This is a genomic window from Dehalococcoidia bacterium (assembly GCA_021295915.1).
Lineage (GTDB): Bacteria > Chloroflexota > Dehalococcoidia > Lucifugimonadales > UBA1123 > VXRN01.
Genome location: JAGWBK010000026.1, coordinates 1 through 17,126, shown reverse-complemented (window position 1 = coordinate 17,126; position 17,126 = coordinate 1). Strand labels below are relative to the sequence as shown.

Below are 17,126 nucleotides of genomic sequence, written 5' to 3'. Positions count from 1 at the left end.
AGGCAGTGTTTTCACCCTCACCCTAACCCTCTCCCTGAGGGAGAGGGGACTTTAGATTCCACAGGGAGGTAGGGACCTACCAACTTGACACAGCTTCGGACCCCGTCACTCAATCGTGAAGAAGGGGTTCCATGCGACCTCCCACAGGTGGCCGTCGGGGTCGGTGAAGTAGCCGGAGTACCCTCCCCAGAAGACGTCCTCAGCAGGCTTGACCAGGGTCGCGCCGGCCTCCACTGCCACACGCAGCAGTTCGTCCACCTCGCTTCTGGAACGGACGTTGTGGGCCAGTGTCACGCCGGAGAAGCCGGTCCCGTCCGCGGGTATGCCGACGTCTTCGGCCAGGGCGTCTCGTGGGTAGAGCGCCAGCCATGTGCCGCTGGTCTCGAAGAAGGCGATCGACTCGCTGTCATCGTCGCGCAGGGGCAGCCCGAGTCCGTCGCGGTAGAACTGTACTGCTCGGGGCAGGTCGGCCACCCCAAGGGTGACGATGCTGATACGTGGTTCCATGGTGTTTCTCTCTCTTTTTCATAAATTGTCTGTGGGACAGGATAAGCGAAAATACATATGCATAAAGATCTCTATCTCATAGTAGAAGGCCAAATTCTGGCCATTAAATCTCGTTCAGATGAGTGGTAAGGAAGTATAGAATTCACCTGTCACATTACTTCAGGGATATGAAACGAGGTGGGCGCAATGGTTGGTGATTCACAGTGGACTCCCGAACTGAGCCGGCGGTGGGACCAGGGAATAGTCCGATACCCTGACCCGGCGGTGGAGGTGCTTGACCCGCGCTTCAGCGCGTACAGAGTCGGGAATGCCGCCGTGGAGCGACTGTTCACCGGAGCGCGCTGGGCCGAGGGGCCGGTTTGGTTCGGCGACTTCAGGTCGCTGGTCTTCAGCGACATTCCCAACAACCGGATGCTGCGGTACTGCGAGCTGACCAACGAGGTCACGCTGTTTCGCCAGCCCTCCAACTACGCCAACGGCAACACCCGGGACAGTCAGGGTCGCCTGATTAGCTGCGAGCACCTGACACGCCGGGTTACCCGCACTGAGCATGACGGCAGCATCACCGTGCTGCTGGACAGCTTCGACGGCAAGCGGCTCAACGGTCCCAACGATGTGGTCGTTCACTCCGACGGCGCCGTGTGGTTCACCGATCCTGGCTATGGAATACTGGTGGCATACGAGGGTGAGAGGGCCGAGGCCGAACTGCCCACGCAGGTGTACCGGCTCGATACCGAGACCGGTGAGGCTACGGTCGTGGCCGACGACCTGGTCAAGCCGAACGGGCTGGCCTTCTCTCCAGATGAGTCGCGGCTGTATATCACGGACACCGGGCGTTCACACGACCCCAATGGGCCGGGTCACATCCGGGTCTTCGACGTGGTGGACGGCCGGGAGCTGCGAGGCGGAGAGGTCTTCGCCGACATGGCCCCCGGATTCGCCGACGGCATACGGACCGACCGCGACGGCAATGTGTGGTCCAGCGTAGGTTGGGCCGGACTGGGGACAGACGGTGTGCACTGCCTCACACCCGACGGCGAACTGATCGGCAGGATTGTCCTGCCGGAACCCTGCGCGAACCTGTGCTTCGGCGGCGTCAAGCGGAACCGCCTGTTCATGACCTCCAGCCAGTCCCTCTATTCGCTGTACGTGGAGGCCGTCGGCAACTGAACGAACTTCCTGCACAGTCAATGTTCCCTCCCGGATACCTTATAGTGTGCCTGCAACGAAAGGGGAGAGAGTAGATGGATTGGAGTGTCCTGCCTTTCATCACGGGCTCGCAGGAGCTGTTCGCGACCGTGACCCAGGGAGAGGAGATTCGAGAGTCGCTGCTGTCGCTGGGCCTGCTGATCATCGTCGCAAAGCTGGCCGAGGGCGTCTTCCGACGGCTGCACCTGAGCTCCATCCTAGCGTACGCGCTGACAGGCGTCCTGCTGGGTCCGGTTCTGGAAGCAATGGGGCTGTGGTCGATCCATCCCACAGGGCACATCGATCTCCTCCTGACCCTGGGAGTCTTCGTCTTCTTCTTCCTGATCGGACTGGACGAGATCGACATTCCCAGCTTTGTGGACAGCCTCAGGGGTCACTACTTCCTTGCCGCAGTTGTGTCCGTCCTCTTCTCGCTGAGCATTGCCATGCTGGTGACCACTGATTTCGTTCACGACTTCGGAATCGGACTGAGCTTCAACAATGCGCTTGCACTGGCGGGGATCCTGTCCATGAGCAGCCTAGGCATAGTTGCCAAGGTGCTGGCCGACGAAGGAAAACTGCGGAACCCGATAGGGCTCCAGATCTTCACGGTGGTTGTGATAGCAGAGCTGATCACGCTGCTTGTCATCGGGTTCAGCATCGGCGATCACGTCTACGAAGTGTCGGCCACGGGAATGCTGGTAGTGGTCGCAAAGATCCTCGGCTTCGCTGCAGTCTGCTGGCTTCTGTCTTCCCGCGTACTCCCCCGGGTGGTCTCCCTGGTCCAGAGGCTGATCAGGGTGCCGCAGCTCTCCCTGGGGCTGCTGCTGGGGTCGCTGTTCCTGATGGTGGACGCGGCGGAGCTCATGGGACTGCACGGCACGTTGGGGGCCCTTCTAATGGGCGCGGCGCTATCCAGTCTGCCCTACCAGACACGCCAGGAGGTGACGCCGGGACTGCGTGGCACTGCTGAGGGCCTGTTCGTGCCGCTCTTCTTTGCGTCGGCAGGGCTTCACTTCAGCTTCACCTTTGTGGACGTGTCCCCTTCGACCATGATCGTCCTGGCGGTGATACCCCTGGCCGGCAATTTCGTTGGCGCGTTCGTGGGCGCCTACGTGTCCCGGCTCACCGTCCCCTACGCGGTCGCGTCCGGGCTGATGGGGAAGGGCGTGGCCGAGATAGCCCTCTTGCTGGTCCTCAGAGATACCGGGGCCGTCAGCGAGTCCCTGTTCTCATTCCTCGTGCTGGTGATGTTCGGCTACCTGCTGCTGATGCCCACGTTGATCAGCTTCACGGTGAACCATGCCAGCAGACGTCTGAGTTCGGACGCCCGGATATACGATGTCCCGAGCGGCGTCATTCGATTCCCCCTGAACGAAGTCACGGTGGATGACATCATGGACCGAGGCCACCCCCATCCCAATCCTTCCCTCACGGTGATCGACTTCACCGAGCAGTGGACCATCCCACGCCAGCATGATTACGTAATTGTGGATGACGACGAAGTGGTCGGAATCATCTCGTTGAGTATGTTGCGATACCTGCCCGAGGACTCCTGGACCACGACCAGACTGCGGGAGGTCGTGCGAAGCAGCACGCCCGTCGCTCAGCCCGAAGAATATGTCGAAGACGTGCTGCAGCGAATGACGGAGAACCAACTCTCTGCCATCCCGGTGGTCGACAGCGAGTCTGGGAAGTTCCTGGGCTCTCTGACCAGCGACGACATCGTCGAACTGGTGGTCGACAGGGGCCGGCTGTGACCGGGTAGGAGCTGCGCCCGCTGTCCCGCTGTCGGCGCAGCCTGCAGCCGTTCAAGACACCTCGACAGTCACAGTAGCGCTTAAGTCGTCTCCCAGGTAATCAGCAGCTCCCGGAGCGATCGCTTCCATCTCGGACGGAATCCGTCCTGCCCACTGATGAACAGCCTGTCGAAGCTGTCCTCCAGAATGCCGGAGGCTCGTTCCCTGTCCTCGGGCCGGAACCACGAGCCCTCCAAAGCCCATACCAGGGCGTCTTCACGGCTGGCGTGGCTTGCATTCTCCCACCAGGGGGAATCCGGTTGCACAAACATGTTGGGCAGGATATCCATCTCCCACAGCACCGACTTGAGCTGTCTAGGGGCTCCTGCGGCTCACCGTACACCAGATCGAACAGCAGACCGGCGCTGCAGGCCGGAGGTTCGCTCCATAGGGTAACTATCACTCTTCGTCGAGCCGACGCCTGGAGTTTCTCCACGAACGGGACGATGTCCCGCACGAAGTAGGTGACACAGCCCGCAAACACCACGTCGCCCTCAATGCCGTCTGCGGCCATCCACTCGGCCTGCACACGACTGGCGTTGCCAATACCAGCGTCCATGCGGCTGGCGTCAAACTCAGCGCCCATTCCAGGTGAGGGCTCCACAACGACCACCTCCCGGCAGCTCTGCGCAAGGGGAAGAGATACCCTGCCTGCCCACCTCCCACGTCGATGAAGACGTCGTCAGGCCGCAGGTACGAGGCGATTACCTGCAGGTTGGCATCCAGGTCACGACGAGGGTCCAGCCGAAAACGCTGGGCCATCGCTCCCCAGGAATCGCTCGGCGGTTGATGGCCAAAGAGACGGGAGTTCTGAAAGTCAACCGCGTCATGGTAGTCGGCAAACTCGCTGGCTGCCGGCATTCGGTTGGTCCCTCTATCTATTCCAAGTGGATATGGGAATGAGTTCAATTCGTCGATTCTCCCAATTAATGCTTCACTTAATACTTGCCATACAGAATATATATTAATATATAAACAGCAAGGGACTACATACGGTTACAGGCACGGAGGCACAGAGTCTTATGGATATTCTCAAGAAGGTCATCGGCATCTTTCTCATACCTGGCGGGATTGCTATGGCAGTCCACCTGATTGTCGAGCCGCTCTATCACACTTCTACCGAGGCCGACCCATCCAGCCCGCTGTGGCAGGCGTTCCATCCGGTCGTTATTGCGATAGTCGTCCTCACATTCATATTCAGCTACTTGAGAAAGCGGGACGTCGAACAGGTGGGGGGCGCCGACACAATGGTGTCCCGGGACTTCATGGCTTCCAATGTCATCTTCTACGGCAACCTGGTCGTAGGGATCCTGTTCTTCTGGAACTGGTTCGACGTTCTCAGTCCAGCCTTCACGGCCGTTGGCGTCGCACTTCCGCCCCTGTCGGCGGCAATGGGCATCTCCATGTTGAAGTCCGACAGATAGTCCAAGCCACCTGAGGGGTCTGCAGAAGGGACCTGAATCAGGCGCGAGACGGATGACCGTCAATCGGACCGTCTAACGGCCAGTGGCCTCTTGCCTCGCCGCAAGCCGAAGTCGGGGGACGTTCCGGCAAACGTAAAGACCACACCCACTATCAGCATCGCTGCCATGAGCCAGTAGGCGTAGCGAAGGCCTGTGACGAACGCGTCGAGGAGTCCGGCGGACCCTTCTGCTGAGACCGCGGCGAGGCTCGGCGGGTATCCCATCGTACCCATGGTGATGGTTACCACCGCCGTAGCGATTGCCACACTGGTAACACTCGCGGAGTTTCGCACCAGGTTCAGGAACCCGGATATGACGGCGTGCTCTTCGTTCGCCACGGCACCCAGAATGGCGCCGTTGTTTGGTGGATTGAACGCCCCGATCCCGACGCTCTGCATGATCATTCCGGCTATCGCGATTGCCACGTGGGAGTCAGACTTCAGAGTGGACAGAGTCAGAATGCCCGCGGTCGTGAAGAGCAGGCCGCCTACTGTGAAGAGCCTTCGGCCAAGCCTATCCGAGAGGCGTCCGGAGATCGGTCCCACTATCATCATGGCGACGTAGCTGATCGCGGTCATGAGTCCGACCTCGCCAGGGGTGTAACGCAGCACGACCTGGAGGTAAAACGGCATCAGGAACCACGCAGAGGTGGTGCCGATGAAGTGGATGAACGACGATACGACCCCAACCCTGAAGATACGATTGCCGAACAGTCGCAGGTCCAGCAGTGGATGCGACGATCTGAGCTCCCATGCCACAAACCCGGCGCCAAGAGAGGCGGCGGCAGCCAATGCCAGAATGATGTAGGCGCTGCCATAGCCGAGGTCGGGCGCCCACGTCATCGCCTGAAGGAACGCGATCAGGGTGCCAGCCACCAGTGCCGCGCCAACCCAGTCGAATCTGAACGGACGTGCCTCCTCGTGCGAAGGCCTGCCGGATTCCACAAATGCGATCGTCAAGACCATAGAGATCAGGCCTAGCACCGACACGCCGAAGAATGCCCACGGCCATCCCAGCGCGCCGATCACCATCCCGGCTGCGGCGGGACCAAAGACGCTTCCAGCTCCAACCACTCCCATGTAGATTCCCAGCACCTTGCCTCGCTCAGACTGCGGAAAGGTGGCAACCACCATGGCCATCGCCGTGCCCTGAGTCATGCCCGCACCCAGGCCGTGAAGTGTGCTGACCGCTATGAGAGTGAGAATCGACGGTGCGAATCCGGCCATGACCCCGGTGATCGCAAAGACGATGAATCCGGTGACATAGACAGGCTTACGACCCACGAGGTCCGCCAGTCTGCCCATTGGCAGAAGCGTGATACTGATCGCCAGCACATATCCGATAGATACCCACTGAGTGGTGGGCAGGTCACTCTCGAAGTGGTTGGCGATGGATGGGAGCGCGATGATAATGCTCCCATGGTCTGCGACGACCGTGAACAGCCCAAAGAGAATCGCAGAGAAGGCGAGGTATCGGCTGCGTTGGGTGCGGACTTGGGTCATGGAGTCGGCACCATTGTACAGTCAGGGTCGGGTAGCTGACGCTGGGGGTCAAAGGAACAAACAATTGTCGGTTTGTGCTCCTCAACGCATTCAATCGCCTGGCTCAGTAATGGTCACACGTTGATTTGCCTGGACATCTTCGAACACCTGGACCTTACCACTGGGCCATTGGATAGTTACCGAGTCTGCGGCACGAGCTAGACCCAGCCCGAGGTGTACGGTCATCATGTTTTGTCCGATCTGGCTTGAACCTGCCGCCACCTCCCGCACCAGCGTTGTGTTTCGTGTTTCGACTATCACCCGGGCACCAACTCCGTCACGATTGCTGTGACTCCCTACCAGATCGATCTCCAGCCAGTTGTTGCCAACTTCGCAGACATTTCTCAGGAGCTTCGCTTTCTGACGCAGGTTCGAAACGAAGATGTCCAGACAGCCGTCGTTATCATAGTCCAGGTAGACTCCCCCACGCCCGACACCCGGGTCTTCCGTGCCGCTGCCGGTGGAGACATCGGTAAATGTCCCGTCTCCGTTGTTCCTGAGCAACACATTGGGTTGCTCGACAGGGTTTTCAATATTCTGTGCATTGAGAAAGCCGCTTACCAAGTAGAGGTCTTCGTCGAGGTCGTTGTCATAGTCGAAGAAGAAGGTGCCCCATGCCACCCTCTGGCCGTCAGGAGTAGCAGCCGCCCCGGTCCTGGCCTCAACTGAGGCAACTTCGAACCCGTCATCGGGCCCCAGGTTCTTGAGAAGAATATTCTGGCCAATGTTGGTTACGAACAGGTCCAGGTTTCCGTCAAGGTTGTAGTCGCCAACTGCCAGTCCCATGCCGAACATCTCGACTCCCGTCCCCGAACTCTCAGAGACATCAGTGAATACCCACCCTCCGGCATTGTCAGGTCCGTCGTTCCTCCAGAGCACATTCGGATGGAGTTGGTCTCCCAGATCGTTGACCACGTAGATGTCGGAGTCACCGTCGTTGTCGTAGTCGACCCAACCGGGTTGGAACCCCGACCCCCACATGTTTCCCAGTGGCCCTGACAGCGTGGGTGAGGTGTTGTCCCCCAGCAGGGTACTGGTGTCTTCAAAGGTGCCGTCTCCTCTGTTGTGGTACAGGATCAGTGGATCATGCAGCTCGAGGAACTCAGGATCCTGTCGGACAAGGTCGACCGGAACGCCGAATATGTCAACGTTTGCGCTGAGCCGCGTATGGTTCACCACGATGAGGTCCAGGAACCCGTCTCGATCATAGTCGCCCCAGGCACAGCCTGTAGTGCGCTCCAGCCTCGTGACGTTTCCAAGCGCCCGGCTGCTAATGTTGGAGAACGTCCCATCCCCGTTGTTTCGGTAGAACCTGCTGGGGCCAAAGTGTGCGACATAGAGGTCGGGGTCGCCGTCGTTGTCGTAGTCGGCTGCACAGGCCCCGTTGGCCGTCCCTCCTCCAAGATCGTCCACCTTGGCAGAGACGGCGACGTCTGTAAATGTCCCATCCCCGTTGTTTCGATACAGGGCATTGGGTCCATTGTTGCTGGTGACGTAGATGTCGTGCAGGGTGTCGGAATTGAAGTCGAACACAACCGAGCCTGCGCCGACATCGACCGCATCGAACCTTAGTCGCGTGTGCAGGAAGTCTATGCCCGAGTCGTCAGTTACATCCATGAACGCAGGCCTGTCGAGTGTCGCGGTCTCGGGGTGTACGAGTTCTGCATAAGTCTCTCTCTGAAAACCGTACCTGGCCTGCAAGTCTGAGGCCTCGGCCGTCCAGACGAATGTGCCAATCACCAGGACACCTACGCCTCCAATGGCGCCCAATGCCCAGGTTGATCCGGCGAACATGGCGACACCGCGCTTTGGCATTAGCTTGGCGAGTCCCCAGAACGTTACCGGCCCACCAGCGGCCGCCGTAAACAGAAGCGTGGCGGCGGGGGCGGTACCCATGCCCAGTAGCAGCAGAAGCGCTACGAGCGGAATCTCGAACAGCAGCGGCACATTGATCAGGATGCCGAGAGTTGCCGCGATCGCCACGCCCTGAAGGTCGTTCCCCAGGAATCTGGCGATGATGTCGGGGCTGATCCACTGGAGCACGAGTCCGCTGGCGAATCCGGCCACAACCATAATCGGCCCCAGGCGGACTAGGTATCCCAGACTGTACTTCGCCCAGTCCCTAACGCCTTCTACCAAGGCATCGGACCAGGAACCAGAGTCAGGCGTGAGTCCGCCTAAGGCGGATTGAAGTTCGACATCATCATCCGCAGTGGCTCCCCGAAGGGTCTTGACTACCAGTGGACCGATCAGCAGCGCACCAGCTACGGCCAGCACGAGCCGGCTGACCCCTAGCAGCGGGGTGAACACGAAGAACACCATTGCCAGGGCAGGTACGTTCATGGTGGCCGAGCCCTGCACCATTGCGATCGCCCCATCGATACCCGCTCCTCGTCTGCGGAAGGCCGACGACACCGGGACGATGCACGCGGAACACAGGTTCATGACAGGTCCGGCCATTGCGCCACTCAACGTGCGTCTGAACATACCTCCCGATGGGAACAGTGGTCCACTTCCAGGAGGAAACAGCATGGCCTCTGCCAGGCCCGCAACCACGAACGCGAAGGTCATCCCGACGGCGACCAGCCTGAGGTAGGTGATCGAGAACGTGAACCATCTGGTCACAAACGATTGTCCCGGGTCCCGCTCGATACAGAATCCCTGAAAGCACTGGGCCTGGGGAGCAGTGACGGCATCAAGGTCCTCGCCGACAACGTCCAATTTCGGGAAGCGATTGAATGCCAGGAAGAGGACCAGAATTGCAGCAAGCAGCACCAACCCCACGGCGCGCTTCTTCCGTACCTGGCTGCTAAACACGGTCAGATCTCTTGAAGTCACAGGCGAAGTTAGTAGCACCGCTGGTCATGAATGCCATCTCCGCCTCAACAGGAAATCTCTGACTCTGTTCCCAAGGTCATTGTCGCCACGTTGGGGAGGGAGCACGATCCATACGACCAGCATGCTTCCGAAAACGGCTAGCGGCAGTATCGCTTCAACTGGCATGGCTTGAGGCTCCGTTGTTGATTCTATCACTCGCTTCCCAAGCTTCGAATTGTGCCTTCGTCTCTACGTGGATTTCCCGCTCCTAGATGGAACCTTGAGAGCCAACCTGTGAGAAGAGTTCGGCTTGACAATGTACTTCTCGAGTCATATATTGCGAATCGGCATACATGATATTTGGTTCGCCAATTGACAGTCGAATAGGAGAGGGTGATGTTGAAGAGGACTTTGCTGATTGCCGTGCTGTTGTTGTCGATTGCAGTCATGATTGCCGCATGTAGCAGTGACTCGGGTGACACGGAAGAAGCCGCACCCGCTCCAGCAGCTACGACAGCGCCCGCCGCACCCGCCGCCACAACGGCCCCTGCCGCCCCGGCAATGCAGCCGACTACAGCTCCTGCTGCGCCCGCACCGGCTGCTCCTTCTGCCGGAACGGGTGAGACCGTAGGGGTCAACGTAACAGACACCTCTCGAGGCATGGTCCCGATGCCCTCGAAGTACAATGAGGCTCCGAACCTGGCCAAGTTAGTAGCAGCAGGCGAGCTGCCTCCGGTGGACGAGAGACTGCCTGATTCGCCACTGGTGATGCATGTGGCGGAGGTCGGTGAATACGGAGGACAGTGGAGGCGAGTCCACCTGGGGCCCGGTGACGCAAGCTGTAACGTCGGCCGCGCAAGTGGCCGAGGAGCCATGCGTTGGGCCGGAGACGGCACTGGCGTGATTCCCCACATTGTGAAGGGTTGGGAATCGAACGCCGACGGCACCGTGTGGACAGTCAGTCTACTGCCAGGGATGAAGTGGTCCGACGGGGAACCGTTCACTTCTGAAGACTGGGAGTACGCTTACGAAGTTCAGACAGACCCAGACATCAAGGGTGCACTGCCAAGGTGGATCAGGCAGAGTGGAGATCCGCCCGTACAGGTTGTGGCAACCGACGACTATACCGTTGAATTCCGGTACTCGGCGCCTTTCTACTTCTTCGAAGGTCACATGGCACATGGATGCACTCCACGTGACTTCCAGTATGCTCCCAAGCACTACCTGAAGCAATTCAACCTGAAGTACAACCCAGACGCTGAGAAGCTTGCTGAAGACGCCGGCTTCCCAAGCTGGACGCAGTACTATCTCAACCAGGAAGACCCGAGGCTGAACCCTGACCGCCCAGGCACTTCCCCGTGGATCTGGATGAACACTTCGGCTGACGATGTCATCAGACTGGTCCGCAATCCGTACTATCCGCTCGTCGACCAGGAAGGGAACCAGCTTCCATACATCGACGAAATAAGGTTCCAGACTGCCTCCGGTGTCGAGCCGCTGAACTTGCGTGCAGCTCAGGGCGAGATCGACTTCCAGGGCAGGCACATCAACTTCTCCAACTTCCCTGTCCTGAAAGAAGGTGAAGAGAGGGGCAACTACACCATCCAGATGGTGGTCGACCCGATGGGGTCCGACATAGTGCTCTACTTCAACATCACCTATCCCGGGCCTGAAGGAGAGATGATAAGCAACAAGGACTGGCGAATTGCAATGTCCCATTCGCTAGACAGGCACTCCATCAAGGAGATCACCATGGGTGGACAGGGCATCGTAAGAAATGCCTTGCCTGCTGCTGACCATCCCTTCTATCCAGGTGAAGAGTATGAGACGAAGTTCACCGAGTACGATGTGGATAAGTCCAACTCAATGCTTGACGAGGTCATGGGCCCCAAGGATGGCGAGGGCTTCCGTACCCTGCCCAATGGAGACAGGTTCGCATTCAAGATAAGTACGATGGACGCGTTCGGCGGCTACGTCGATGGCGCAGAGCAGATGTGCGCTTACTTCGAAGCGGTCGGAGTACGCTGCACGGTCGACGTCGTTGAGCGGAGCCTGCTGAATACACAAGCCCAAGCCAACGAGCTAATGTCCCGCGTTCACAACGCGGACCTGACGGCAGAGTTGTACAGCATCGCGTTCCACACGCTGCCGACGAACCCAGTGTTCGGATGGGCAGCTGACCACGCACGCTGGTTCCAGAGCGGCGGTGACGAGGGTACAGAACCACCGCCGGAGATCAAGAACCTTCTCGACATATATCTCGAGGCCTCCGGCGTGCCGCCAGAGCGTCAGAATGAAATCGCACGCGAGATCTTTGCCTGGACCATCGATAACCAGGTACGCCTGGGTACGGTGGGAGCCAGCGGGTTGGTCTCGGGCATCGTCATAGTGAACAACGATCTGGTCAACGTACCTGAATGGTGGGCGAACCGGGCCGGGCTGAACATGCCGTTCAACTCATTCCCCGACCAGTTCTGGTTCAGAAACGAAGAACGCAGGCAAGAGACTCAGCAGTAGTCTCTCACCTACGAAACTCCGGCCCTGCCGCATTAGCAGGCGGGGCCGGAGTAACTCCATCTAATCACACCGCGCTAACGCCTTCACACTTGGGCTAGGCGCCGGTTCCGGACTAATCCCAATAGTCAGACTCCAGGTTATTCAGCCATGACTCAGTTCCTGTTAAGGCGCTTTGGCATCATCATCCCGATGATGTTCCTCATGTCGATCGTGGCGTTTGGGATAATTCAGGCCCCGCCCGGGGACTACCTCCAGACATACATTGCCGAGCTTGTTGCCGGAGGCGACCAGATCGACATGGCCGAGGTTGAAAACCTGCGGCGTCAATACGGCCTGGACAGCCCGGTCTATGTTCAGTACGTGAAGTGGGTGGGGAATCTACTCCAGGGAAATCTAGGATTCTCACTCGAATACCAGCGGCCGGTTAACGAGCTGATTGGGGAGCGGCTGGCCCTGACACTCCTCCTAGGACTGTTCACAATTGTGTTTACCTGGACGCTGGCTATTCCCATTGGGATTATCTCAGCGGTCAAGCAGTATTCGATTATCGACTATTTCTTTACCTTCCTATCGTATTTCGGTGTGGGCACGCCCAACTTCCTTCTCGCCCTGGTAATCATGTGGTTTGTGTGGGCCTGGTTCGGACTGAAGATAACCAGCCTGTTTTCACCCGAGTATCACGATGCCGCGTGGAGCGTAGCGAAGTTCATCGACCTTCTGAAACACATTTGGGTGCCGATGATTATTCTCGGAACGGACGGCACAGCTAGATTCACACGCATCATCCGGGCGAATCTGCTCGACGAGCTAAGCAAGCCCTACGTGGAGACGGCGAGAGCCAAGGGCCTTCCCGAGTGGAAGGTGATCCTCAAGTATCCAACACGCATCGCAATCAACCCGTTTATCAGCACCATGGGCTGGCAGCTGCCTCAGCTCTTTTCAGGGAGCCTGATTGTGGCGACGGTGCTGAGCCTTCCGACGATCGGGCCGTTGCTGTTGTCATCGCTGATCGCTCAGGACATGTTCCTCGCCGGATCGATCATCCTGATCCTGACATTATTGACGATTCTTGGAACTCTGATCTCTGACATCATTCTTGCTGCGGTTGATCCACGCATCAGGATGGAAGGGTAAGGGGTCTGCCAAGTGGCGTCTCAGACCACAGAAACCACGGCGATTACCGCAGAAGAGCGGGAGTATATTGCCTCTCAGTGGACTCTCGTTTGGAGACGGTTTCTGAGGCACCGTTTAGCGGTCGCCGCAACAATAGGAATAGCTCTCTTCTATCTAATCGCAGTCTTCTGCGAGTTCTTTGCCATTCACGATCCGTATGCTCAGAATGCGCAGCGTGCATTCGTCCCGCCTCAGAGGATTCACTTCTTCGACGGTTTGAAGCCGACCTGGCCTTACGCGAACGGACTCCTCAGAGAACGCAATCCCGTCACACTAAAGCCAGAGTACGCACCTGACGAGTCCAAGAGGTTCAGGGTCAAGTTATTTGCACGTGGGCACGAATACGAGCTCTTCGGCATATTCGATACAAACATACACCTGTTGGGACTGGACACTGACGAAGATCCGATACCAATGTACCTGTTTGGCAGCGACAGGCTGGGCAGGGACGTGTTCTCTCGACTGATGTACGCAACACGCATATCCATGTCCATCGGCCTGATTGGAGTGGCTCTGAGCTTATTCCTTGGGGTACTCCTCGGCGGAATCTCAGGATATCGGGGTGGCATCGCGGACATGTCCATCCAGCGTTTCATCGAGTTCATTCGATCGATTCCGACGATTCCACTATGGCTGGGGCTGGCCGCAGCCGTACCTCAGGAGTGGACCCAGATCCAGATCTACTTCGCCATTACCATCATTATCTCGCTGCTGGGATGGACAACGCTTGCTCGCGAGGTCAGGGGCAGATTCCTTGCTCTTAGGTCTGAGGACTTCGTAATGGCGGCTCGCCTGTACGGCACCTCGGAGCTCCGAATAATCTTCCGGCACATGATCCCTTCATTCATGAGTCACATCATCGCAACGACAACCCTGGCGGTGCCGGCCATAATCATTGCCGAGACTGCGCTGAGCTTCTTGGGGCTGGGCCTCAGGCCGCCCACGATCAGTTGGGGGACTCTGTTATTCGAGGCGCAGAACCTCAACGCCATATCAAATGCGCCGTGGCTAATGGTCCCTGCCCCGTTCGTGCTGCTGGCAATACTGGCGTTCAACTTCATGGGTGACGGCCTGCGAGACGCAGCCGACCCGTATTCCGGCCAATAGCCTACCTACGATTGCCCGAGTAAGGTGGTCAATTGCAGTCCGATAGACCTCTACTAGAGATAAAGAACCTCAAGACCTACTTCTACCTCGACGAGGGAGTCGTCCGGGCTGTTGACGACGTCACCTTCGAGATGGATCGCGGACGTGTGCTTGGCGTTGTCGGAGAGAGCGGTTGTGGCAAGAGCGTGTTGGCACGCTCGATCATGAGGATCGTGAGACCGCCGGGAAGGTCGTTCGAGGGCGAGATCATCTACAACCGGAACACCGAAAACGGGACTCGCGGCGATAGTGTCGACCTGCTCGACCTGTCTCCAGACGGCACCGAGATGCGCAACATCCGCGGCAGTGAAATCACGATGGTATTCCAGGAACCTATGGTCTCATTCAGCCCGGTGCATACTGTGGGCGCTCAGATCATCGAGGGAATACTCCTCCATCAGCAGGTCACCAAGGAAGAAGCAAGGGAAACGGCAATTGAGATTCTGAGGCGTGTTGGGATTCCCGATCCTGACCGGATCGTGGATGAGTACCCCTTCAACCTGAGCGGCGGCATGAGGCAGCGCTGCATGATCGCCATGGCGCTATCCTGCAACCCTACGCTTCTCATCGCGGATGAGCCCACAACAGCTCTGGATGTGACCACCCAAGCCCAGATCCTGGAGCTCATGGCTGAGCTGCAGGAGGACTTCGGCATGGCGATGATGCTGATTACGCATAACCTGGGCGTTGTGGCTCAGATGGCCGAAGAGATGATCGTCATGTACCTGGGCAAGATCGTCGAACGGGCCGATATCAACACCCTGTTCAGCGATCCCAAGCACCCGTACACACAAGAACTGCTCAAGTCCATTCCTCAACTCAGCAGGTCCAGGCAGACTGAACGGTTGGCGGCGATTAGTGGAAACGTCCCGTCGCCGTTCGTCAGGCCCTCTGGCTGCCCGTTCCACCCACGATGCCCTCAATTCATGGAAGGCGTCTGTGACGTGCTCGAGCCGCCGCAGGTGTCAGTTGGCGTGAACCACACGGCTAGCTGCCTGCTGTACGCAGATGCTCCCGCGATCGACGAGGAGTCGCAGTAGTGACCAACCACAACGATAGTTCGCCGATCCTGTCGGTCAAGGACCTAAAGGTGTACTTCCCGATCGTGTCGGGAATCTGGCGCAAAACGCGGGGTTACGTCCGCGCAGTCGACGACCTCAGTTTTCAATTGCGCGAGGGTGAGACTCTCGGTCTGGTGGGCGAAAGTGGCTGCGGCAAGACCACGGCGGGACGAGCAATTCTCAGGGCAGTCGAACCGACGTCCGGCGAGATCCTCTTTCGTATGCGAGACGACAGTGTGGTCAGCACGACAGAGGCAAGCGAAGAGGAACTGACTCTCATTCGCCAGGAGATGCAGCTCATATTCCAGGACCCGTTCGCATCTCTCAATCCACGGATGACGGTCTTCGACGTCGTGGCCGATCCACTCAAGGTAAATCACCTGGCCAGGGGTTCAGAACTAGAAGACCAGGTGAGCGAGATGCTCATGCGGGTGGGGCTGTCCCCGGCATACATGCGCAGGTACCCTCACGCCTTCAGCGGCGGCCAGCGCCAGCGGGTCGGCATTGCGCGCTCGCTGGTCATGAACCCGCGCCTTGTAATAGCAGATGAACCTGTATCTGCGCTGGACGTCTCTGTCCAGGCACAGATACTGAACCTGATGCAGGATCTTCAGGACGAGTTCAACCTGACCTACCTGTTCATCAGCCACGACCTCAGCGTCGTCCAGTACATCGCACATAGGGTCGTAGTGATGTATGTGGGCAAGATTGTGGAGATCGCGGAGACAGAAAAGCTGTTTACCGAGCCAAAGCACCCTTACACGCAGGCTCTGCTTTCTTCAGTACCGGTGCCGAACCCGGCAGTTCGTGCACGTGGGCAGGCGCTTACAGGTGAAGTAGCTAACCCTGCTGACCCGCCAAGTGGATGTTACTTCCACCCTCGATGTCCCTTCGCCAAGGACATCTGCCGGACGGAGGAGCCACAACTAACCGAGATCGAAGAGGGCCAGTTTGCGAAATGCCACTTCGCGGGTGAGTTGGACCTGCCCGGGGTGCCGTCCTGACCAGTAGTGGACGCACCGGGCGTCGCAGGAGACTGCTAACCTGCATCTTTTCATACGGTGGCGCCCTCGGAGTGTTTGCGATCATCGTCTCGCTGGTCGCCCGCACTAAACTCCAGCCGCCTGACTTCGAGCCTCAACACCTGGAACCTGCAATAGCCTTCTTTCTGTCAGGATCAGGGCTACTGGCAGGGGGTCTAGTGGCCTGGACTCTTACGGCGTGGCTGGTCCAGCGTGCTGAACACCCCCAACATCCGCTCGTGTGGCCCGGAGTTGGGCTCGGTTACGCAATTATCGTCCCATTCCTGACTGGGACACTCGCGCCGGTCTCACTGGTGTTCATCAACACAACCGTTGGGATCACGGAGACTCCCGACGTGATGACCGGTCTGGCCGATTCGGTATTTCTGGCGCCCAGGGTAGCTTTTGAATACGGGGCGCTCAGTCTCGGCCCGACAGCGCTGGCCGCAGTCATGTTCGTAGTCGGAGCATGGATCATCGACCGGGCCAATGCGTATCCCAGCATCGTGGTCTCCAGGTATGGAGCCTACGGGGTGACTGCAGCGCTGTCGGTTGCGGTTGTCGGGTTTGTCTCACTTGCGCCGGCAGCAACAATCTACAGGTTGGGCTGAGTCACATTTCCAGCTTTAGTAGGTGAATGGCTATTCATGAATAATCACGGCTGAGCTTCTTGACGATGCGTAGTCCGCAGACTAGACTTGGGACCAAGCTAAAGTGAGTGTAGTTCTGGCCCGGATTCGGGTCAGAATGCGTGCCTTTAACATCGGTATGGTGGGGTAGTAGTTAGTCCGGGAGCGGGGCCGGAATAACCTCGGCGGAGGAGGAGTCAAATGTCCAACAGAGAGGACATCGCACTGATGGCGCACCTGATGCGTCGCGCAGGGTTCGGAGC

14 protein-coding genes are annotated in these 17,126 nt (G+C 58.4%); 9 read left to right on the top strand and 5 right to left on the bottom strand.

Translation table 11 applies throughout. The features are described 5' to 3' along the window. Positions 1-105: 105 nt before the first annotated feature. Positions 106-507: a VOC family protein gene (locus J4G14_09200; protein MCE2457977.1), complete on the bottom strand. Its 402-nt coding sequence runs from the start codon at positions 505-507 to the stop codon at positions 106-108. Positions 508-693: 186 nt separating this feature from the next. On the opposite strand from J4G14_09200, the gene J4G14_09195 reads away from it, so the two are divergent. Further along, positions 694-1,677 (top strand): SMP-30/gluconolactonase/LRE family protein, encoded by a 984-nt coding sequence (locus J4G14_09195; GenBank protein ID MCE2457976.1) that lies wholly within the window; start codon positions 694-696, stop codon positions 1,675-1,677. A 74-nt stretch (positions 1,678-1,751) separates the two neighbouring features. Beyond that, positions 1,752-3,455, top strand: a complete 1,704-nt coding sequence (locus J4G14_09190; protein MCE2457975.1) for a cation:proton antiporter — start codon at positions 1,752-1,754, stop codon at positions 3,453-3,455. A gap of 80 nt (positions 3,456-3,535) precedes the next feature. On the opposite strand, the gene J4G14_09185 is transcribed toward J4G14_09190, so the two are convergent. Then, complete coding sequence (locus tag J4G14_09185; GenBank protein ID MCE2457974.1) at positions 3,536-3,766, bottom strand: hypothetical protein; 231 nt, start codon at positions 3,764-3,766, stop codon at positions 3,536-3,538. A gap of 127 nt (positions 3,767-3,893) precedes the next feature. After that, on the bottom strand, positions 3,894-4,403 hold the full coding sequence (locus tag J4G14_09180) for a hypothetical protein (protein MCE2457973.1): 510 nt from the start codon (positions 4,401-4,403) through the stop codon (positions 3,894-3,896). A gap of 113 nt (positions 4,404-4,516) precedes the next feature. Here J4G14_09180 and J4G14_09175 point away from each other — a divergent pair, with 113 nt between their 5' ends. After that, the gene (locus J4G14_09175; GenBank protein ID MCE2457972.1) at positions 4,517-4,918 is read left to right on the top strand and encodes a hypothetical protein; all 402 of its coding nucleotides are present in this window, start codon (positions 4,517-4,519) and stop codon (positions 4,916-4,918) included. A gap of 59 nt (positions 4,919-4,977) precedes the next feature. Here J4G14_09175 and J4G14_09170 read toward each other — a convergent pair whose 3' ends face one another. Then, complete coding sequence (locus J4G14_09170; protein MCE2457971.1) at positions 4,978-6,459, bottom strand: MFS transporter; 1,482 nt, start codon at positions 6,457-6,459, stop codon at positions 4,978-4,980. A 90-nt stretch (positions 6,460-6,549) separates the two neighbouring features. Next, positions 6,550-9,315: a VCBS repeat-containing protein gene (locus tag J4G14_09165; protein ID MCE2457970.1), complete on the bottom strand. Its 2,766-nt coding sequence runs from the start codon at positions 9,313-9,315 to the stop codon at positions 6,550-6,552. A 396-nt stretch (positions 9,316-9,711) separates the two neighbouring features. Here J4G14_09165 and J4G14_09160 point away from each other — a divergent pair, with 396 nt between their 5' ends. From J4G14_09160 to J4G14_09135, 6 genes are all read left to right on the top strand, one after another. Then, a complete protein-coding gene (locus J4G14_09160; protein ID MCE2457969.1) occupies positions 9,712-11,832 on the top strand; it encodes an ABC transporter substrate-binding protein in 2,121 nt (706 codons plus the stop codon). Between the two features lie 147 nt (positions 11,833-11,979). Then, positions 11,980-12,966, top strand: coding sequence for an ABC transporter permease (locus J4G14_09155; protein ID MCE2457968.1), 987 nt, complete (start codon positions 11,980-11,982; stop codon positions 12,964-12,966). A 42-nt stretch (positions 12,967-13,008) separates the two neighbouring features. Further along, the gene (locus J4G14_09150; protein ID MCE2457967.1) at positions 13,009-14,112 is read left to right on the top strand and encodes an ABC transporter permease; all 1,104 of its coding nucleotides are present in this window, start codon (positions 13,009-13,011) and stop codon (positions 14,110-14,112) included. 131 nt (positions 14,113-14,243) lie between these two features. Further along, positions 14,244-15,191 carry an ABC transporter ATP-binding protein gene (locus J4G14_09145; protein MCE2457966.1) on the top strand — a complete coding sequence of 316 codons (948 nt, stop codon included), beginning with the start codon at positions 14,244-14,246 and terminating at the stop codon, positions 15,189-15,191. Further along, a complete protein-coding gene (locus tag J4G14_09140; GenBank protein ID MCE2457965.1) occupies positions 15,191-16,216 on the top strand; it encodes an ABC transporter ATP-binding protein in 1,026 nt (341 codons plus the stop codon). Before J4G14_09145 ends, J4G14_09140 begins: the two co-directional genes overlap by 1 nt. Before the next feature lie 71 nt (positions 16,217-16,287). Next, positions 16,288-16,845: a hypothetical protein gene (locus tag J4G14_09135; GenBank protein ID MCE2457964.1), complete on the top strand. Its 558-nt coding sequence runs from the start codon at positions 16,288-16,290 to the stop codon at positions 16,843-16,845. Positions 16,846-17,126 lie beyond the last annotated feature (281 nt).